Consider the following 15486-nt stretch of genomic DNA (forward strand, 5'->3'; position numbering starts at 1 on the left):
GTTTTGGAAAACGATTACTCGGTATAAATTTTTATTTTGTATAAAATTCTAAAAAGTTTTTAATGGATAACTTCTAACAATTATGTCTTTTTTCCCACTAGTAGCCTTCCAAAGTTCTATTTTATCTATTTTGGCTACTTTTAGAAGATTTGCATTCCTGTCTAAGAAGTTATTGGCAGAATCCTTATTAAAAGATCCCTTAGAAGAATTATTTGAGTTGGTTAAGGATATAAATATGTCATCATAATCCATAGGCATTCTAACATTAAAGCCATGGATTCTTAAGGTGTCATAGAATAGTCTTGATAGTCTTTTTATATAGCCTCTTGGCTCTATTTTTAAGTTAAAGGTCCTTATAGGCTCATAAAAGAATATTTCTTCATTTAGCTCAATTTTAAATCTCTTATAGGGCTTTAATATATCCATAATTATAGAATCAAGCTTATCTAAGTTAGGATTATCTAAAACCTGAAGAGGTATATGAAGCATTGGAAGATTTCTATTTAATCTATATTTTCTGCAAAGATTTTTTTGCACAGGCTCTAACTTTTTATAAGACTCTTCATCAATCAATGCTACAAGATAGTATTTCATATTACGGCGCCCCCATGTTTTAAATTTTGAAAATTTATAATTTATTATATCATACATTATAGTATGTTCATATATGTGGAAAAAATATAGAAAATAGGTAGGTATAAAAACATATATTTAAACTAATAATAATCATGTACTCAATAAATAATAAACAGATAGAAAGGATGATAGAAATGGATCATAACAATAGCATAGGATGCGTAGTTAATGAATGTAAATACCATTGTAAAGATGATAATTATTGTACATTAGATAAGATTGAGATAGTAAAGCATGAATCTAATGCAAAATCTGTGCAATGTACAGATTGTGGAAGTTTTGAATTAGATAAATAGAGATAACAATTAAAGAGAATAAACAAAGGAATTCACTTATGATAACATAATTGGATTCCTTTTTTTTGTATTTATATATAATTTAGAGAAATTTAATTGCTATAATAATAATATTTTTGTACATATTTACAAATTATATTAAAAAAAACATTGTAAAACTACCCTCATATTATGATATAATGGGGGTTATGAAGAAAGATAATTTTAAGATGTAAAGTCTTAGATAAAGTTAAAGAAAATTTAGTGAAATTTAATTTATAGAATATAAGTGTTTTTATGATAGAGAAAAATAAAATTTAGTAATAAGGGTGAAGTGCATGGAAAAGTTGGTTATAAATGGAGGAAAGTCTCTTTTTGGGAGCATTGATATAAGTGGAGCTAAGAATGCAGCGGTAGCTATATTACCAGCAGCAGTGGCAGCAGGAGAAGGAAAGTGTGTAATTGATAATATACCTGATATAGCAGATATAAACTGTTTAGAGAGAATAGTTGAAAGTTTAGGTTGTACTGTAGAAAGAAACGGAAATTCATTAACAATAGATAGTACAACATTAAATAATTTAGATGCTTGCACAGAAGATGTAAGAAGAATGAGGGCTTCTTATTATCTTATAGGAGCATTATTAGCTAGATTTAAAAAGGCAAGAGTTGAACTACCAGGGGGATGCCCAATAGGGGTTAGACCTATAGATCAACACATTAAAGGGTTCGAAGCTTTAGGAGCAGATGTAAAAATAGAGCATGGAGCAGTAGTAGTAACTGCAGAAAAGCTTAAGGGAGCAAATATCTTTTTTGACGTTGTTACAGTAGGAGCAACTATAAATGTAATGATTGCAGCAACTCTTGCAGAAGGAGTTACAACTCTTGAAAATGCAGCAAGAGAACCTCACGTAGTAGATGTTGCAAACTTTTTAAATGCAATGGGAGCAAATGTTAAGGGTGCTGGAACGGATATAATAAGAATAACTGGAGTTGAAAGTCTTAAGGGATGTAACTATAGTGTAATTCCAGATCAAATTGAAGCTGGTACATTTATGATAGCAGCAGCTTCTTGTGGCGGAGAAGTTAGAGTAAGTAATGTTATACCAAAGCACTTAGAGTCAATAACAGCAAAACTTACAGAAATGGGAGTAGAGGTTATTGAAGAAGATGATTCAGTTATAATAAAGTCAGATAGAAACCTAAAGGGAGTAAACATAAAGACTGCTCCATATCCAGGGTTCCCAACAGATATACAACAACCTATGAGTACTATACTATCTGTAGCAAAGGGTAGAAGTATAATTAATGAAAGTATATGGGAGAGTAGATTAAAGCATGTTGATGAGCTTAAAAAGATGGGAGCTAACATAAAGGTAGAAGGTAGAACCGCCATATTAGATGGAGTTGAGAAGCTTACTGGAGCTATTGTTAAGGCTACAGACTTAAGAGCTGGTGCTGCAATGGTAATAGCAGGACTTATAGCAGATGGAACTACAGAAATCTATAGCATTGAGCATATAGATAGAGGATACCCTCATATAGAAGATAAGTTTAAAAGCTTAGGAGCAGATATACATAGAGAAACAGAGTAATGGGGGATTTGTATGAAATTTTGTTCTTTATATAGTGGAAGCAGTGGGAATAGTATATTTCTATCAACAGATAAGACCAAAATTTTAATAGATGCAGGAATGGCAGGTAAGCATTTAGATTCTGCATTAAAAGAGATAGAACAAAATCCCAATGAAATTGATGCTATATTTATAACTCATGAGCATATAGATCATATTAAAGGGGCAGGTATAATGTCTAGAAAGTATGATATTCCTATATATGCTAATGAGGGAACATGGATTGCCATGGAGAAAAAAGTTGGAAAAATAAAAGAAGATAACATAAGAGTAATTAAAGATAAATGTATAACTATAAAGGATATGGATATTGTGAATTATAATATTTTTCATGATGCTGCTTGTCCTGTAGGATATACAATTAAGTGTGGAAATAAACAGGCTAGTGTAACAACAGATCTTGGATGTTTTACCAGTGAAGTTAAAGAGAATATAAAGGACTCTCAAGTTTTATTACTTGAGAGTAATCATGATGTTGAAATGCTAAAGTTTGGACCATATTCCTATGATCTTAAGAGAAGAATTTTAAGTGATGTAGGACATTTATCTAATGAGGCTTGTGGAAATGCATTATTAGAGTTATTACAAAGTGGTAGAAAAAAGGTTGTACTTGGACACTTGAGTGAAACAAACAACCAGCCAGACTTAGCATATGAGACAGTACTTTCGGTCCTTAGAGATAATGGAGTATTAATAGGCAAGGAAGTTGAAGTGTCTATGGCTCATAGAGGTAAACCAAGCAGTTATATAGAGTTTTAGGAGAGAATGAACGTATGAAGAATGTCTTTAAAATATTATTAGTCTTTATAGTGGTATCTATATCTTTTGTATCTTTAGGAGCATGCTCTAAAAAAGATAAAATAAGTTCTAATAATAAGGAAAGACTAAAAAATATAAAAATGCCATTAGAAAACCAAGATGCATTAGAATTAGATGTATACTTTGATGGATGTAAGTCAGATGAAAAGGTGGAAGTAGTTAAGGAAGAACTTATATTACCTAAGGAAGAAGTATTAGGACAATATATTATGAATGCCTTAATTAAGGGTCCATCTATAGAGAGTAATCTTAAACCTATATTCCCAATGGATACTAGGCTTCTTAGTTTTTCAATTAAGGATAATATTGCAGTAGTTAATTTAACTAAAGAGGCTGTTTTAGAGAGAAGTAAAACTAAAGAAGAAGCATGTATAAGATCTGTGGTAAATACCTTAACTCAGCTTCCCGCAGTAGATATGGTTAAGATTTTAGTTGATAATAGTGAGGTAGAAACTTTAGGTGGGAACTATAGTATTATTTCTCCAATAGGAAAGGATGATACCCTTGTCAAACTTAACAAACAATAAATTTTCTTGTGAAGAACATATTGATATGGCTATAGATGATTTTCTTGTAGAAGAAGAAAGATTTCCATCTATAGATAAAACTTCAAATAATAAGTGTGACTATTGTAGTAATCGTGCTATATATATAGTTGGGGACATTGAGTAAATAATATGTATAACTAGAAAATTAAAAAGCTATTTCTATAAACATGTAATTTATTTGTTTAAGTTAAAGCTTTTGAAATTCTTAGATTAAGCCTTAAGTTATATAGGACATTAAAGTTATAAAATCATAGAATAGATAGGTTATATTATTAAGTGAATAGTAGATATATGAAAATTATTGTAATATTATAGGGATTTTATTATAATGATTAGGTAATGAATTACAATTAAAGAGGAGAGAGTAAGTAATGAGTTTATATAAGCAATGGACAGATATGGTTGTTAATTATGTAAGAACAAGAGGAGAAGAAGCTTTTTGGGAAGAGTATAGCAGTATAGAAACTAAGATATATACTGAATTATTAGCTAGTCATAAATCAGCAGTTAAGACTAACATTAAGGCTTTAGCAGATAAGTATGAAACAACTTCTGAGTTCGTAATGGGATTTATCGATGGAGTAAATGATAGCTTAGTTAATCCAATGGATTTAGAAGCTTTGACTGAAGAAAGTGAATTAGAATTAGCATTAGACTTTGAAAAGTTATACTTTAATATGTTAGATGCTAAGGCAGAGTATTTATATGAGTTACCACAATGGGATGGAATATTCTCTGCAGAGAAGAGAAAAGAAATCCAAAAACAATGGAGAGCATCTAAGACAGTAGTTAATGAAGAAAAAATAGGAAGAAATGACCCATGTACTTGCGGAAGCGGTAAGAAATACAAGAAGTGCTGTGGTAAATAATATTTTTTAAAAGAAGGTCTTACACTATGTGTAGGACTTTTTTGCTATTCAAAAGTAAAAAAATGGAAAAAGGATGTGCAGTATGAATATAACTCTAATATCTGTAGGAAAATTAAAAGAAAAGTATTTAAAACAAGCCATAGAAGAGTATAGTAAGAGGCTAAGTAGATATTGTAAGTTAAATATAATAGAGCTTTCAGATGAACAAACTCCAGATAACGCATCTGAAAAAGAGGAACTTATAATAAAAGATAAAGAAGGAGATAAAATCCTTTCTCAAATAAAGGACACAATGTTTGTTATAACTTTAGATCTAAAAGGAAAAATGTTATCCTCAGAAGAACTTGCTTCATTTATAGAGGACTGTGGAGTAAGGGGAAACAGTAACCTGTGCTTTGTCATAGGAGGAAGCCTTGGACTTAGTGATAAGGTAATAAAAAGAGCTAATTATAGCCTTTGCTTTAGTAAAATGACTTTTCCACATCAACTATTTAGGGTTATGCTTTTAGAGCAGATCTACAGAGGGTTTAGGATAATAAATGGGGAGCCGTATCATAAGTAAGTACGGTTTTTACTAAAATTGGATAATTAAATTAATAGATGTATTATTCCAACAATAAGTTTTAATGAGTCTTAATACCTTGTAATTTATATAATAAGTTTAATTATATACTATGAATGAGAAATTTAATTCCATTTTTTTATAATACATAGTTAGACTACCCCTATGCAACTTTCATGGTTTTAAAAATAGCCTCAATGGGCACATTGCTTTGAGCACATTCATAAATCCATTGAATATTATATTTTTGACTTCATTTCTACAAACTATCAATCCTTTACTAAAAGAATCATTAGCCTTTTCTTGGATTGAGCAATAAATATGAGTTAAAGAAATTAAGAATAGTAGTCTGTCAATGTATTGTGTAGACCTTACTTGATAAGTGTTTAATCCAAGATTATTTTTTGTTTGTCTAAAGAATATTTCAATAGGCCATCGTTTACTATAATATTCAAGGATTGTTTGGGTATCAAGTGCAATATCAGTGCATAAGAAAGTGTGCAATGCACCTTCTTTCTTAAAAGAGTTTTCAGGCCAACAAAATAAAACTACCGCATTATCAATACCATTAAGATTACCTTCATAACGATAAACCCAATATTTATAATTATTTACTGTAACAAGGCAAACATCATTCTTTTCAATATATTGAGTAAATTGTTTAATTTGAATTCCAATCCCTTTCGGGTAAATAACTCGGTTAGTTTTTAATGCACCAATAAGATAATAACCTTTTTTGAAATGAGCATTTATGACTTCTCTAATGTTTTTAGAAAAAGATATATCTGAAACTATATTAAAGGAGTTGATGAGTTTGGATACAGCGATAGAAAAAGCTGAACAAAAAATCGAATACTTAAGTAGTGATGAAGAAGCTATGAGAATATATTATGAGAGAGAAAGATCATTGCATGAAAGAGCGAATATGATTAGCTCAGCAGAGGAAAGAAAAGCAATAGAGATAGCTAAAAACTTGATAAACATGAAAATTCCAGTGAATCAAATAATTTTAGCAACAGGACTAACTGAGGAAGAAATTAATAGAATAAAGTAATTTGATTTTTATATAGGATAGACTTTGGGTGATATGTTTTCTAGAAAACAGTTAACTTGAAGTTATATTATTTTTTTATAAAAATATAATGAAAACTTAAGCCAGCAATGAATTTTACTCAAGATATTTGTAATTATACCGCTAAAGAGAGAAAAATAATCCATAAGAATCTATAATATATAGACAATAATATATTCAAATACCTAATGAAAAACCCAATTCTAAAGCAATCAACAGAATATAATGATAATAGAATTTCATTATATGTAGGACAGAATGGGAAATGTGGAATAACAGGCAAAAAGCTTGAAATTAACTATATGGAAATACATCATAAGATACCTAAAACATTAGGTGGCAAAGATGGAGATTGTATCAAAGTCTTACCTATTCCTATAGTAAGTGCTACCCTTTTTAAGATTGATTGTAGAGAATAAAGGCAATTAGTTACAATAATAAATAAAAAAGTTTTAGTAAGAAGACATAGATCGTACCACACAGTAAAAATATTGATAATTGTAAGATTTGAAATGTAAAAGGTAAAATATTTACACAAGTTTATTAGAGTGCTAAAATTAAATGAGATATTAAAAAGGGAGAATAAAGATGTTTAATTTTTTTAAGAAAAAGCAAGCAGAAAGTATTAGGGAAGTAGAAAGTCATATTTTTAGTGATGACCTATGTAGAAAAGCAATATGTTCTAATGCCTTATTTCAAAATCCATCCTTATTTTTAGATATGAAGCTCACGGATGAAAATAGGGATGAGTTCTTAGAAAATAATTTTTTGAATCTGAGGTATACTGGTGGCACCGAATGGTATTGGAATAAACAGAAGAATCAATTTATACCTGCAATGAAAGAAGCTTTGCAAATAGGCTATGATATAGTGGACAAGTTATCTTATAAAGCTACATTTGATAGCTTTGCAGAGGGAGGATTGACACATGCATGGGATATCATAAGAATGGTTGGCATAACACAAGATGCCTATACGACTAGCTACATCGATTTATCATTAGCACAAGAAAAAATAGCATTCTTAGGCAAAAAACTAAGTGAAAACTATACTTCTTGGGAGGAAATTGCTACAGATTTTATCAAAGGAAAATTAGAGTTTAATGACTTGAAAGAATTAGAAGGACAGGATATTAAAATTTTTGCAGATATTGAAAACATTTTAGTGATGGTAGACTTCTTATTTAATGATAAAGATACACCTTTAAAGAAGACATTATTTGAGGAAGATGAGGACTTAGCTCAAACTGGAGAAAATATTCTTGGACCTATCGTATCAGTTTCTCAAAGAGCTAGAAATATGATGAAGGTATATAAAAAGGTATATGGATGGGAGCCTTTTATTTTAATAAATGAAAACATTGATAATGAAAGAGATGAAAATACATATCGATTTGTGAAAGAGAAACTGGAACTTCAACCCTCGGAAGAAATCATTTTTATGCATGTGTATACCCACAAGAAACCTGAGAAATCAGAAGTACAATTGATTTTAACGAATCAGCACATCATCAGCTTTTTAGTTGAAGAAAAAAGATATATTTATATACCACTTGAGGAAATACATGAAAGCAGTTTAGCTATAAGAGGTTATGCTAAAGAATTATTTATAAATGAATATAAAATGATTGACTGTTTTTGCATAAATTCAGAGGAAGAGATATCTTCTTATTTAGAAATTGTATATGATCTTGTAGTATTCGTAAGGAATAAGGAGGAATAAGAGGGTAGGAGTTTAACATGATAGAAGCAACAATAGAGTAAAGTTTAAATAAAAATTCTTGTCTTAACTTAAATTATTATATAAAATAAATAGATAAAAAACAATGAGGAGGAAAAAAATGTTAACAATTGGAACGGGAATGGCTGTTATAGGTGCAATAGGATTTATTGTGGCAATCTGGATTTTATTTGGATATCTTTATTTCAAAAAAGGAAGTGTAAAAAAAGGTTTCTTACTTTTAATTATTTCTTTGCTACTTGTAGCCAGTGGTGTAGTTGTAGGTATACAGGGAGAATGGAATAATGCAGCAAAGGGAATAACACTATCAGAAGATGTGATTCAAATTATTGAGAGCATCAGTGTAGAGGATGCGACACAAGAGCAACAAGCAAAAGTAGGGCAGAGCGTATACTTGAAAATTAATGAAGAGGATTGGACAAAATACGAAGATAAAATTAGGGAATATTATGTAGCATGGCAAAAAAGCTTAAATGATAAGGTGGATAAAGATGTGCTTAAAACAGAATTTGAAAATTTAAGACAGAAAGCCCTTTTGAATTAAGCAATGAGGAAAAAGGTTATACATATAAGAATAGCAGGTGTTAGTAGTACGGGGAACCGTATCATAAGTAAGCCTCCAAATTTTATATTTGGTCAGGTGAACTTACTCCTATGAGCGCAGGCGAGTAGGAGTTTCATATAAGTAAGTGAGATTTTTAGTCTTAGGTATTGATTTAACATGCCTAAGGCTATTTTTATTACTAAAAATACCGTATCATAAGTAAGGGCATATTTACAAATTATGTTATAATAAATAAGTAATATTTTTAAGTGAAAGGTAAATATGAATTTGTCTGACTTCATATTATGCTCATAATATGTATTAAAAGATATCATATCGTTTATAAGTGCAGAACCAACGCTTTGTCTCTGATACTGAGTCAGTACACTGATTGGACCAAAATTCAAAACAGGCAAAGTTTTACTAGATGTTTTAACTGTCGCTTCGTTGAAAATAATATGTTATACAACCACAAGTTTTATCCTCATTGGTTATCGTCTCTGTATCTGTGTGTCTGGCTCTTTGATAACGAATATATTCATTTGCAGCACCTTGATAATTGTTTCCTGTTTGCACTTGGGGCAGAAGAAAGGGAAGTTTTTTAGTTCTGTATCTTCTCGTGCCATAGTTCTTTTTTTCCATTGCATATCGGACACAACAAAAAAATTTCATTATTCATGACACACCACCTCGAGTTTTAAGTAATTACCCTTGTCAAATAAAGCATCTTACAAAAGTACTATAATCCAATTGATTCAAGCCATTCAAAAGTTTCTTGAGCAATTTGGAAAGGGTGACTATAGTGTAAAAAATGTGTTCCATCATACAAAACAACTTTATTTTGCTCATGTTGGTTTGTTATATCAAGATGCAGTTGCTCCCAATTTTTCACTTGCTTACATGATTGTTTTGAAAGAAAAAACAAAGCGGGTATTGTGTCTGCAAATCTCATATTATAAGCCGATTTAAAATTTTGGGTCATGTTCTGCAATTCATTTAAAATTGTATCGTTAGAATTATTTTGTAAATATAATTGTTTAAAAAGAGTTGATTCATCATTCGACCAATTTACACCTTCTATGGAAGGAAGAAAACTTGAAGGTTTGTTAGCTCTTAGCTTTAGCAATCCACTCTTCATTAAGAAACGAGTCATTTTTAGTAAAAATATGTTTATTTTTTGGGTATTCAAAACATCTATTTGTTTAGGGACAGAAGAATCTATGCCAATAAAAGCGATTACTTCATTGGGATATTGATTGGAATAATATAACGAATAGATTCCAGACATGGAGTGACCCATTAAAATATATTGCTTGTGATGAAACTTTGAAACTATTTCGTGTATTTCACAAACAATGTTTTGAATTGTTCTTTCCTTATTGATACAATCACTGCAACCATATCCGAAGTTTTCAATAACTAAGATTTTATATTTTTCTGCTAATAGATTAGAAAGTGCTTTGAATTCTAAAATCGGCGATAGTACACCTGCACCATGCAATAGAACAATTAGAATTTCGCCCTCCCCAAGTAATTGTGTTGATATTTTGTTTCTACCAATGCTAATAAATTCTGTACTAGTCATACGCTTTCAATCCTTCCTTTTACAATTTTTATTCATTCAGTATGTATGTATTATCTAAAAATAAAACTGCTCTAAGGCAATTTTATTAAGAAATTATATTTGTCGTATTTTCCATAATTATTTTAATTGTTTCGTTATCTAAAAGAGGAATACCCATTTTTTCTGTAATTTCTTTAATAAAGAAAAGTTTATCCATATTTTCTTTTATCGATGATGGGTATATCATTGGCAATGTCCAGAAATTTGTCAAAAAAGTTATCAGTTGTGAAAGTAGTTTAGGATACTCTGTTTTGATAGAGCCGTCTGCTACACCTTCTTCAATAATTTCTTGATAAAAAGGTTCAATTATATTTCGATTATTATCAATTAGCTTTTTCAAGAAGGCTGGACTTTGAAGAGCTTGTACTGACATAATATTTATTTTATTTCTATCGCCACTTTCCGTAGAAAGTATCAGTATCAGTTTAAGTTTTTCAAGACCAGTTAAACTTGTTTGTTTCCTCACCTTCTCAAAAGGATTGTTGTCAAAAAAAAGTTTATCTCCTAACGCATCTAATACTTCTTCTTTTGACTTGAAATGATGGTAAAACGCACCACGAGTCATGCCACCCATATTTTCTACAATATCTAAAATAGTGGTTTGCTCATATCCTTTTTCCAAAAAAAGATGAAGTGCTGCATCAAGTATTTTTTGCACGGTTTCTTCAGGATATTTATTTCTTGGCATAAATGCACCTCTTTTCATACATTCTGTATGTTTGTAGTTTAGCAAAGATAAACCCTTTTGTCAATGGATAAATACACAGTGTATGTAATGTGAAAACTAAAGGTATACCAAAAATTTGAACTGTTCTATGATGCCTGTGGTTTTTGCCATTTGAGGCATAAGCCCTCTAATCGCTCGTTGCGGCTTTGTAGATTTCAAGCAATTGGGAATAGAACTTGTCGGACAAAAGTAAGCTGCTATAACCAAACTTATATAAATAACAACAAGGTTCGTTATAATTAATTCAAGCATATCCAATACCATCCTCTAACTATGATGATATATACACCAATAGTCCAAGGGGGATAAAGTGCTCAAAACCCCCGTAGCCATCCACTACGGAATTCTTAATTTTTACTTTAGAATTATACCATAATTATGTAGAATACTTACAGAAAAATAAAATGGAAAAAACTCATTTGCAGTAATTACGGAGAACCCTACCATAAATGACGTAGATCTTTTTATAATGATAAAAATTGTAAGCATATATTATAATATTGAACACTCTTACTTTAGCAATACTGGTGAGAGTGTTTTTATTTTGAGGAGACAGTAACGATGCTAGAATTAAGCTATTTAAAGGAGCGTGAAGAGGTAAGATTCTTGCAAAAGGAGGTACAAGAAACTATTCAAGGCATATTGCAAATATTAGACACCCAATATGGTGCTGATAGAAATAAATATGAGGGTGATGGAGCCTATGTCATAGCTCTAGAGGAATAGAAAGACTTTGAAGAAATAAAGTACAAAACAATATAGAAATGATTATTATATTTTCTGTAAATAATAGGAACGTTATAATACTTATGAGCACATAATACATATATTTTGCCATTTGAAAAGTATTTATATTCCAAGGGTATATTTTAAAGGGGGAAATGTGTATGTCAATTGAAATAAGAAGCTATACAAGGGAAAAAGGATATTCCCATGATTTTCGAAAAGTGTGTGATTTTTTGATTCGTATAAATCAGAATAAAGTCATTACACCTAATTATTTATGGGCAAGATGGGTGTGGCAATTTGGACCATATATGAGTAGGAGTTTCATATAAGTAAATGAGGTTTATAAGCTTAATTATTAATATAAACTGCATAAGATAAACACTAATATATAAATATATATTAAGTAGTGTATATGTTGTGAAGTTAATATGATGATAGTAGAATAAAGAGAGTAAATTAATTGAGGTAAATTAAATATGAATAATAAAAAATATGTAATAGGTGAATTTGCAGCAATAAATCAAATTTCTACACGTATGCTAAGGCATTATGATAAGATAGGGCTAATAAAACCAAGTGAAAGAAGCAGCAATGGATATAGATATTATTGTGAAGACCAGATAGATAAAATATCAAAGATAAAAGTCCTTAAAAATTGTAAATTTTCTTTAGAAGAAATAAAGAATATAATAGATAGTGATAATAATGAAACTTTAAAATTCTATGGAATAAATAAAATAAGAGAAGTATCAGATATAAATGATAATTATAATAATGCCATTAAGAATTTAAGAAATTTAATAGGTAAAGAAGAAGAGGAAGGGTATTCTAGTACTAATATTTATGAAATATCTCTAACTAATAAAAATTCATATAAAGTACTTGTTTTTAATGAAAGGGTAAATGAGGAACAAATTGAGGTTGCTTTTACTAATATATTTAATTTTATAAATAACAATAATATAGTTGTTAAAGGAAGTTCAATTATTCTAAATTTTACAAGTGAAATGGATGATAAGTATTATAAAGTGGCAGCACAAATTGATAAAGAGATAGATGAAAATTTATATAGTACAATAACAATAGCTGGTGGACAGTATATTTCTACTATGCATTATGGTGGATATAATAATATTGGGCATGGGTATAACAGCCTTATTAAATATGCAGAAGAAAACAAATATAAAATATCAACTTTATTTTTGGAAAAATACTTGGTAGATAGCAAATACACATATACAGAAGAAGAATATATAACAGAAATATCAACTTTAATTTTAGATATTCCTTGACATTAACATAGTGTCAAGGAATATTATTTTTTTAGGAGGTAGAGATAACATGAAAAAATCAATTATATTTTGCGTAATTATAATTTCAGTCGGCTTTATTTTTCTAAAAAACTATAATCATAAGGGACGGGATGATATGAGTTATAAAATGATTTCAGAAGAAAATAAACATGAAGGTACTTGGTTAATATGGCCCCATAAATATGCATATGGAGATGAGTATAAAGACGAAGTTGAGGAGATATGGGTTAAAATAACTCAGGCATTGCATTTACAAGAAAGAGTTCATATAATTGCCTACAATGAAAAGGAAAAGATAAGAATAACTAATTTGCTTGATACAAATGGAGTAAATATGAATAGCATAGATTTTACTATAGCAAAGTCTAACGACTTTTGGGTTAGAGATACTGGACCAATTTTTGTTAAGGATGAAAATGGGTGTTTTATAATAGCAGATTTTAAATTTGATGGATGGGGTAAGAAGGCTAAATATAGACATGATGATGAAATTCCTAAAAAGGTATCAACTGAAAAGAACATTAAAATAATAGATATAAATGATTTTGTATTAGAAGGTGGTTCAATAGAAATTGACGGGAATGGAACATTTATGGGCACGAAAAGTTCTATTATTAGTAAGAATAGAAATGAAAAATTAACAATTGAAAAAGCAGAAGAGCATTTATCTAAATATTTAGGAGTTAAGAATTTTATATGGCTAGATGGTGTAGTAGACGAAGATATAACTGATGCACATATTGATGGAATAGCAAGATTTGTTGATGATAAAAGAATATTAACAGTGTCAAGGGAGGAGTTTGGGGAACTATATGAGGGGATAAACATGGATGACTATGACAAAATTAATAATGCTAAAAATATAAACGGTAAACAATATGAAATAATAGAAATGCCATTAACTAAGAGTAATCCTAGAGGCTTAGAATATAAGGGTTCATACTTAAATTATTATATTGGAAATAGTGTTGTATTATTACCAGTATATAACAATGAAAATGATAAAGTTGCAATAGATATAATTTCAAAGTTATATAGAGAAAGAAGAGTTATTCCAATAGATGTTAATAGTTTATACAAGTATGGTGGGATGATACATTGTATAACTCAACAACAGCCTAATTAATAATCTCTTATTGGAATGCTTAAATTCAAAACTGATTTTATTAAGTTCTCAGAAGTAGCAAGATATTTAACAGGAAGTACACTGTAAAACAGTGAAAATTATTATTTTGAGTACATGAAATAACCTAGTGAAAATACTTAAAATTAGATAGCAAAATACAGGAAGATTTATTACTTTTAGTAATGCTAAAATCAAAATATAAAATAAACTTTTACAAGGAGTGGAATTATAATTATGAGTAAATTTGGCATTATTAATTGTTATAATGAAAGTAAGGAATGTACTAGCTTTGGGTGCTTTAAAGCCTTTAATGAAAGAGTAGCAGCTTTTGAGAATTATGATAAAGATTCTGAAATAATATCTTTTGTTCACTGTAATGGTTGTGGTCAAGATTCTATAGCTCAGGTACTAGATAGAGCAAATAAAATGAAAACAAAAGGTGTAGACACTATACATTTAGCTACATGCATAAAGCTTAAGTGTCCTTTTTATAATCAGTTTATTGATTCTCTAAATAAGGAATTTAATATAATAGGTTATACACATGATGTTTAGTAAAAATTAAATTATAAGATTAGAAATGTATAGCATAAGTTTAGTTAAGATCTTAAGACCTTATAATAGATATATAAATGCTTTTAGGAGATGGTAATTATGCAAGGAAACATAGTAATATCTGAAGAAGAGAAATGGAATACAGTAGTAAGTTGTAATAAACATTATGATGGTATATTTTACTATGCAGTGAAAACAACAGGTATTTTTTGCAGACCATCATGTAAAGCTAAGACACCATTAAAAGAAAATATATTGTTTTTTAATAGTATAGATGATGCTATCAAAAAAGGTTTCAGACCATGTAAATTATGCAGACCTGATATAAAGGAACATAATTTTGAGCCTAATAAAGAATTAATTGATAAAGTAAAGGAAAGGTTAAATCAGAATTATAATAAACCAATTAATTTTGGATTTATTTCAAAGGAATTTGGCGTTAGTATTAGTCATTTAATAAGGTTATTTAAAGAGTATACAGGACTAACACCTAGAGAATATATATTACAAATAAGAATAAATAAAGCAATGGAACTATTAAGTAAAAGTAATGATACTATTTTAGAAATCGCATACGATGTAGGATTTAAAAGCATTTCTAATTTCTATAAGTGTTTTAAGCAAGATACAGGTATAGCTCCTAAGGAGTATAGAAAAAGAAATTGTGTAAATAAGTGAAAAGTATAACAGATAATAAAAGCTTTATTGGAGGT

21 protein-coding genes are annotated in these 15486 nt (G+C 29.4%); 16 read left to right on the top strand and 5 right to left on the bottom strand.

The features are described from left to right. Nucleotides 1-48 precede the first annotated feature (48 nt). Nucleotides 49-594 carry a hypothetical protein gene (locus BR69_RS0108120; RefSeq protein WP_027632742.1) on the bottom strand — a complete coding sequence of 182 codons (546 nt, stop codon included), beginning with the start codon at nt 592-594 and terminating at the stop codon, nt 49-51. 176 nt (nt 595-770) lie between these two features. Between BR69_RS0108120 and BR69_RS21480 the strand changes: the two genes are divergently transcribed. The 7 genes from BR69_RS21480 (at nt 771) to rlmH (ending at nt 5343) form a co-directional block, all read left to right on the top strand. Next, on the top strand, nt 771-932 hold the full coding sequence (locus BR69_RS21480) for a DUF1540 domain-containing protein (protein WP_084315361.1): 162 nt from the start codon (nt 771-773) through the stop codon (nt 930-932). Nucleotides 933-1249: 317 nt separating this feature from the next. Beyond that, nucleotides 1250-2506, top strand: coding sequence for a UDP-N-acetylglucosamine 1-carboxyvinyltransferase (locus BR69_RS0108130; RefSeq protein WP_027632743.1), 1257 nt, complete (start codon nt 1250-1252; stop codon nt 2504-2506). 12 nt (nt 2507-2518) lie between these two features. Further along, the gene (locus tag BR69_RS0108135; RefSeq protein WP_027632744.1) at nt 2519-3304 is read left to right on the top strand and encodes an MBL fold metallo-hydrolase; all 786 of its coding nucleotides are present in this window, start codon (nt 2519-2521) and stop codon (nt 3302-3304) included. 14 nt (nt 3305-3318) lie between these two features. After that, on the top strand, nt 3319-3891 hold the full coding sequence (locus BR69_RS0108140; RefSeq protein WP_027632745.1) for a GerMN domain-containing protein: 573 nt from the start codon (nt 3319-3321) through the stop codon (nt 3889-3891). Next, complete coding sequence (locus BR69_RS21485; protein WP_242840671.1) at nt 3869-4036, top strand: CxxH/CxxC protein; 168 nt, start codon at nt 3869-3871, stop codon at nt 4034-4036. The genes BR69_RS0108140 and BR69_RS21485 overlap by 23 nt, the downstream gene beginning before the upstream one ends. 247 nt (nt 4037-4283) lie before the next feature. Further along, on the top strand, nt 4284-4781 hold the full coding sequence (locus BR69_RS0108150) for an SEC-C metal-binding domain-containing protein (RefSeq protein ID WP_027632746.1): 498 nt from the start codon (nt 4284-4286) through the stop codon (nt 4779-4781). Between the two features lie 82 nt (nt 4782-4863). Further along, on the top strand, nt 4864-5343 hold the full coding sequence (gene rlmH / locus BR69_RS0108155) for a 23S rRNA (pseudouridine(1915)-N(3))-methyltransferase RlmH (RefSeq protein WP_027632747.1): 480 nt from the start codon (nt 4864-4866) through the stop codon (nt 5341-5343). Between the two features lie 174 nt (nt 5344-5517). Here rlmH and BR69_RS22455 read toward each other — a convergent pair whose 3' ends face one another. After that, nucleotides 5518-6228 carry a transposase gene (locus BR69_RS22455; protein WP_084315366.1) on the bottom strand — a complete coding sequence of 237 codons (711 nt, stop codon included), beginning with the start codon at nt 6226-6228 and terminating at the stop codon, nt 5518-5520. On the opposite strand from BR69_RS22455, the gene BR69_RS0108165 reads away from it, so the two are divergent. The 4 genes from BR69_RS0108165 to BR69_RS0108180 all read left to right on the top strand — a co-directional run bounded on the left by BR69_RS0108165 (nt 6152) and on the right by BR69_RS0108180 (nt 8699). Beyond that, nucleotides 6152-6397 (top strand): RpnC/YadD family protein, encoded by a 246-nt coding sequence (locus tag BR69_RS0108165; protein ID WP_242840672.1) that lies wholly within the window; start codon nt 6152-6154, stop codon nt 6395-6397. The two genes, BR69_RS22455 and BR69_RS0108165, sit on opposite strands and share 77 nt — an antisense overlap. A gap of 206 nt (nt 6398-6603) precedes the next feature. Next, the gene (locus tag BR69_RS0108170; RefSeq protein WP_027632750.1) at nt 6604-6834 is read left to right on the top strand and encodes an HNH endonuclease; all 231 of its coding nucleotides are present in this window, start codon (nt 6604-6606) and stop codon (nt 6832-6834) included. Between the two features lie 169 nt (nt 6835-7003). Beyond that, nucleotides 7004-8137: a DUF1266 domain-containing protein gene (locus BR69_RS0108175; protein ID WP_027632751.1), complete on the top strand. Its 1134-nt coding sequence runs from the start codon at nt 7004-7006 to the stop codon at nt 8135-8137. A gap of 118 nt (nt 8138-8255) precedes the next feature. After that, nucleotides 8256-8699 carry a hypothetical protein gene (locus BR69_RS0108180; protein ID WP_027632752.1) on the top strand — a complete coding sequence of 148 codons (444 nt, stop codon included), beginning with the start codon at nt 8256-8258 and terminating at the stop codon, nt 8697-8699. 491 nt (nt 8700-9190) lie between these two features. Here BR69_RS0108180 and BR69_RS21495 read toward each other — a convergent pair whose 3' ends face one another. The 3 genes from BR69_RS21495 to BR69_RS0108195 form a co-directional block, all read right to left on the bottom strand. Further along, entirely contained in the window at nt 9191-9346 is a 156-nt protein-coding gene (locus BR69_RS21495) for a cysteine-rich KTR domain-containing protein (protein ID WP_479723102.1), read from the bottom strand. A 92-nt stretch (nt 9347-9438) separates the two neighbouring features. After that, a complete protein-coding gene (locus BR69_RS0108190) occupies nt 9439-10284 on the bottom strand; it encodes an alpha/beta hydrolase (protein WP_027632754.1) in 846 nt (281 codons plus the stop codon). Between the two features lie 85 nt (nt 10285-10369). Beyond that, entirely contained in the window at nt 10370-11011 is a 642-nt protein-coding gene (locus tag BR69_RS0108195) for a TetR/AcrR family transcriptional regulator (RefSeq protein ID WP_027632755.1), read from the bottom strand. Nucleotides 11012-11611: 600 nt separating this feature from the next. Between BR69_RS0108195 and BR69_RS21795 the strand changes: the two genes are divergently transcribed. The 5 genes from BR69_RS21795 (at nt 11612) to BR69_RS0108230 (ending at nt 15451) form a co-directional block, all read left to right on the top strand. Beyond that, complete coding sequence (locus BR69_RS21795; protein WP_160169940.1) at nt 11612-11776, top strand: hypothetical protein; 165 nt, start codon at nt 11612-11614, stop codon at nt 11774-11776. Nucleotides 11777-12255: 479 nt separating this feature from the next. Further along, nucleotides 12256-13071, top strand: coding sequence for a MerR family DNA-binding transcriptional regulator (locus BR69_RS0108215; RefSeq protein ID WP_027632757.1), 816 nt, complete (start codon nt 12256-12258; stop codon nt 13069-13071). Between the two features lie 49 nt (nt 13072-13120). Further along, nucleotides 13121-14218 carry an agmatine deiminase family protein gene (locus tag BR69_RS0108220; protein WP_027632758.1) on the top strand — a complete coding sequence of 366 codons (1098 nt, stop codon included), beginning with the start codon at nt 13121-13123 and terminating at the stop codon, nt 14216-14218. A gap of 234 nt (nt 14219-14452) precedes the next feature. Beyond that, nucleotides 14453-14773: a CGGC domain-containing protein gene (locus tag BR69_RS20195; RefSeq protein WP_051623541.1), complete on the top strand. Its 321-nt coding sequence runs from the start codon at nt 14453-14455 to the stop codon at nt 14771-14773. A 99-nt stretch (nt 14774-14872) separates the two neighbouring features. After that, nucleotides 14873-15451 (top strand): bifunctional transcriptional activator/DNA repair enzyme AdaA, encoded by a 579-nt coding sequence (locus BR69_RS0108230; protein ID WP_027632759.1) that lies wholly within the window; start codon nt 14873-14875, stop codon nt 15449-15451. Nucleotides 15452-15486 lie beyond the last annotated feature (35 nt).

Source organism: Clostridium hydrogeniformans DSM 21757, from assembly GCF_000686705.1.
GTDB classification, from domain to species: domain Bacteria; phylum Bacillota; class Clostridia; order Clostridiales; family Clostridiaceae; genus Clostridium_Z; species Clostridium_Z hydrogeniformans.

Excerpts from the sequence above, each read along its gene's own strand:
- BR69_RS0108120 (WP_027632742.1), bottom strand. The coding sequence starts at position 594 with ATGAAATACTATCTTGTAGCATTGATTGATGAAGAGTCTTATAAAAAG.
- BR69_RS21480 (WP_084315361.1), top strand. The coding sequence starts at position 771 with ATGGATCATAACAATAGCATAGGATGCGTAGTTAATGAATGTAAATAC.
- BR69_RS0108130 (WP_027632743.1), top strand. The coding sequence starts at position 1,250 with ATGGAAAAGTTGGTTATAAATGGAGGAAAGTCTCTTTTTGGGAGCATT.
- BR69_RS0108135 (WP_027632744.1), top strand. The coding sequence starts at position 2,519 with ATGAAATTTTGTTCTTTATATAGTGGAAGCAGTGGGAATAGTATATTT.
- BR69_RS0108140 (WP_027632745.1), top strand. The coding sequence starts at position 3,319 with ATGAAGAATGTCTTTAAAATATTATTAGTCTTTATAGTGGTATCTATA.
- BR69_RS0108150 (WP_027632746.1), top strand. The coding sequence starts at position 4,284 with ATGAGTTTATATAAGCAATGGACAGATATGGTTGTTAATTATGTAAGA.
- rlmH (WP_027632747.1), top strand. The coding sequence starts at position 4,864 with ATGAATATAACTCTAATATCTGTAGGAAAATTAAAAGAAAAGTATTTA.
- BR69_RS0108165 (WP_242840672.1), top strand. The coding sequence starts at position 6,152 with ATGAGTTTGGATACAGCGATAGAAAAAGCTGAACAAAAAATCGAATAC.
- BR69_RS0108170 (WP_027632750.1), top strand. The coding sequence starts at position 6,604 with ATGAAAAACCCAATTCTAAAGCAATCAACAGAATATAATGATAATAGA.
- BR69_RS0108175 (WP_027632751.1), top strand. The coding sequence starts at position 7,004 with ATGTTTAATTTTTTTAAGAAAAAGCAAGCAGAAAGTATTAGGGAAGTA.
- BR69_RS0108180 (WP_027632752.1), top strand. The coding sequence starts at position 8,256 with ATGTTAACAATTGGAACGGGAATGGCTGTTATAGGTGCAATAGGATTT.
- BR69_RS21495 (WP_479723102.1), bottom strand. The coding sequence starts at position 9,346 with ATGCAATGGAAAAAAAGAACTATGGCACGAGAAGATACAGAACTAAAA.
- BR69_RS0108190 (WP_027632754.1), bottom strand. The coding sequence starts at position 10,284 with ATGACTAGTACAGAATTTATTAGCATTGGTAGAAACAAAATATCAACA.
- BR69_RS0108195 (WP_027632755.1), bottom strand. The coding sequence starts at position 11,011 with ATGCCAAGAAATAAATATCCTGAAGAAACCGTGCAAAAAATACTTGAT.
- BR69_RS21795 (WP_160169940.1), top strand. The coding sequence starts at position 11,612 with ATGCTAGAATTAAGCTATTTAAAGGAGCGTGAAGAGGTAAGATTCTTG.
- BR69_RS0108215 (WP_027632757.1), top strand. The coding sequence starts at position 12,256 with ATGAATAATAAAAAATATGTAATAGGTGAATTTGCAGCAATAAATCAA.
- BR69_RS0108220 (WP_027632758.1), top strand. The coding sequence starts at position 13,121 with ATGAAAAAATCAATTATATTTTGCGTAATTATAATTTCAGTCGGCTTT.
- BR69_RS20195 (WP_051623541.1), top strand. The coding sequence starts at position 14,453 with ATGAGTAAATTTGGCATTATTAATTGTTATAATGAAAGTAAGGAATGT.
- BR69_RS0108230 (WP_027632759.1), top strand. The coding sequence starts at position 14,873 with ATGCAAGGAAACATAGTAATATCTGAAGAAGAGAAATGGAATACAGTA.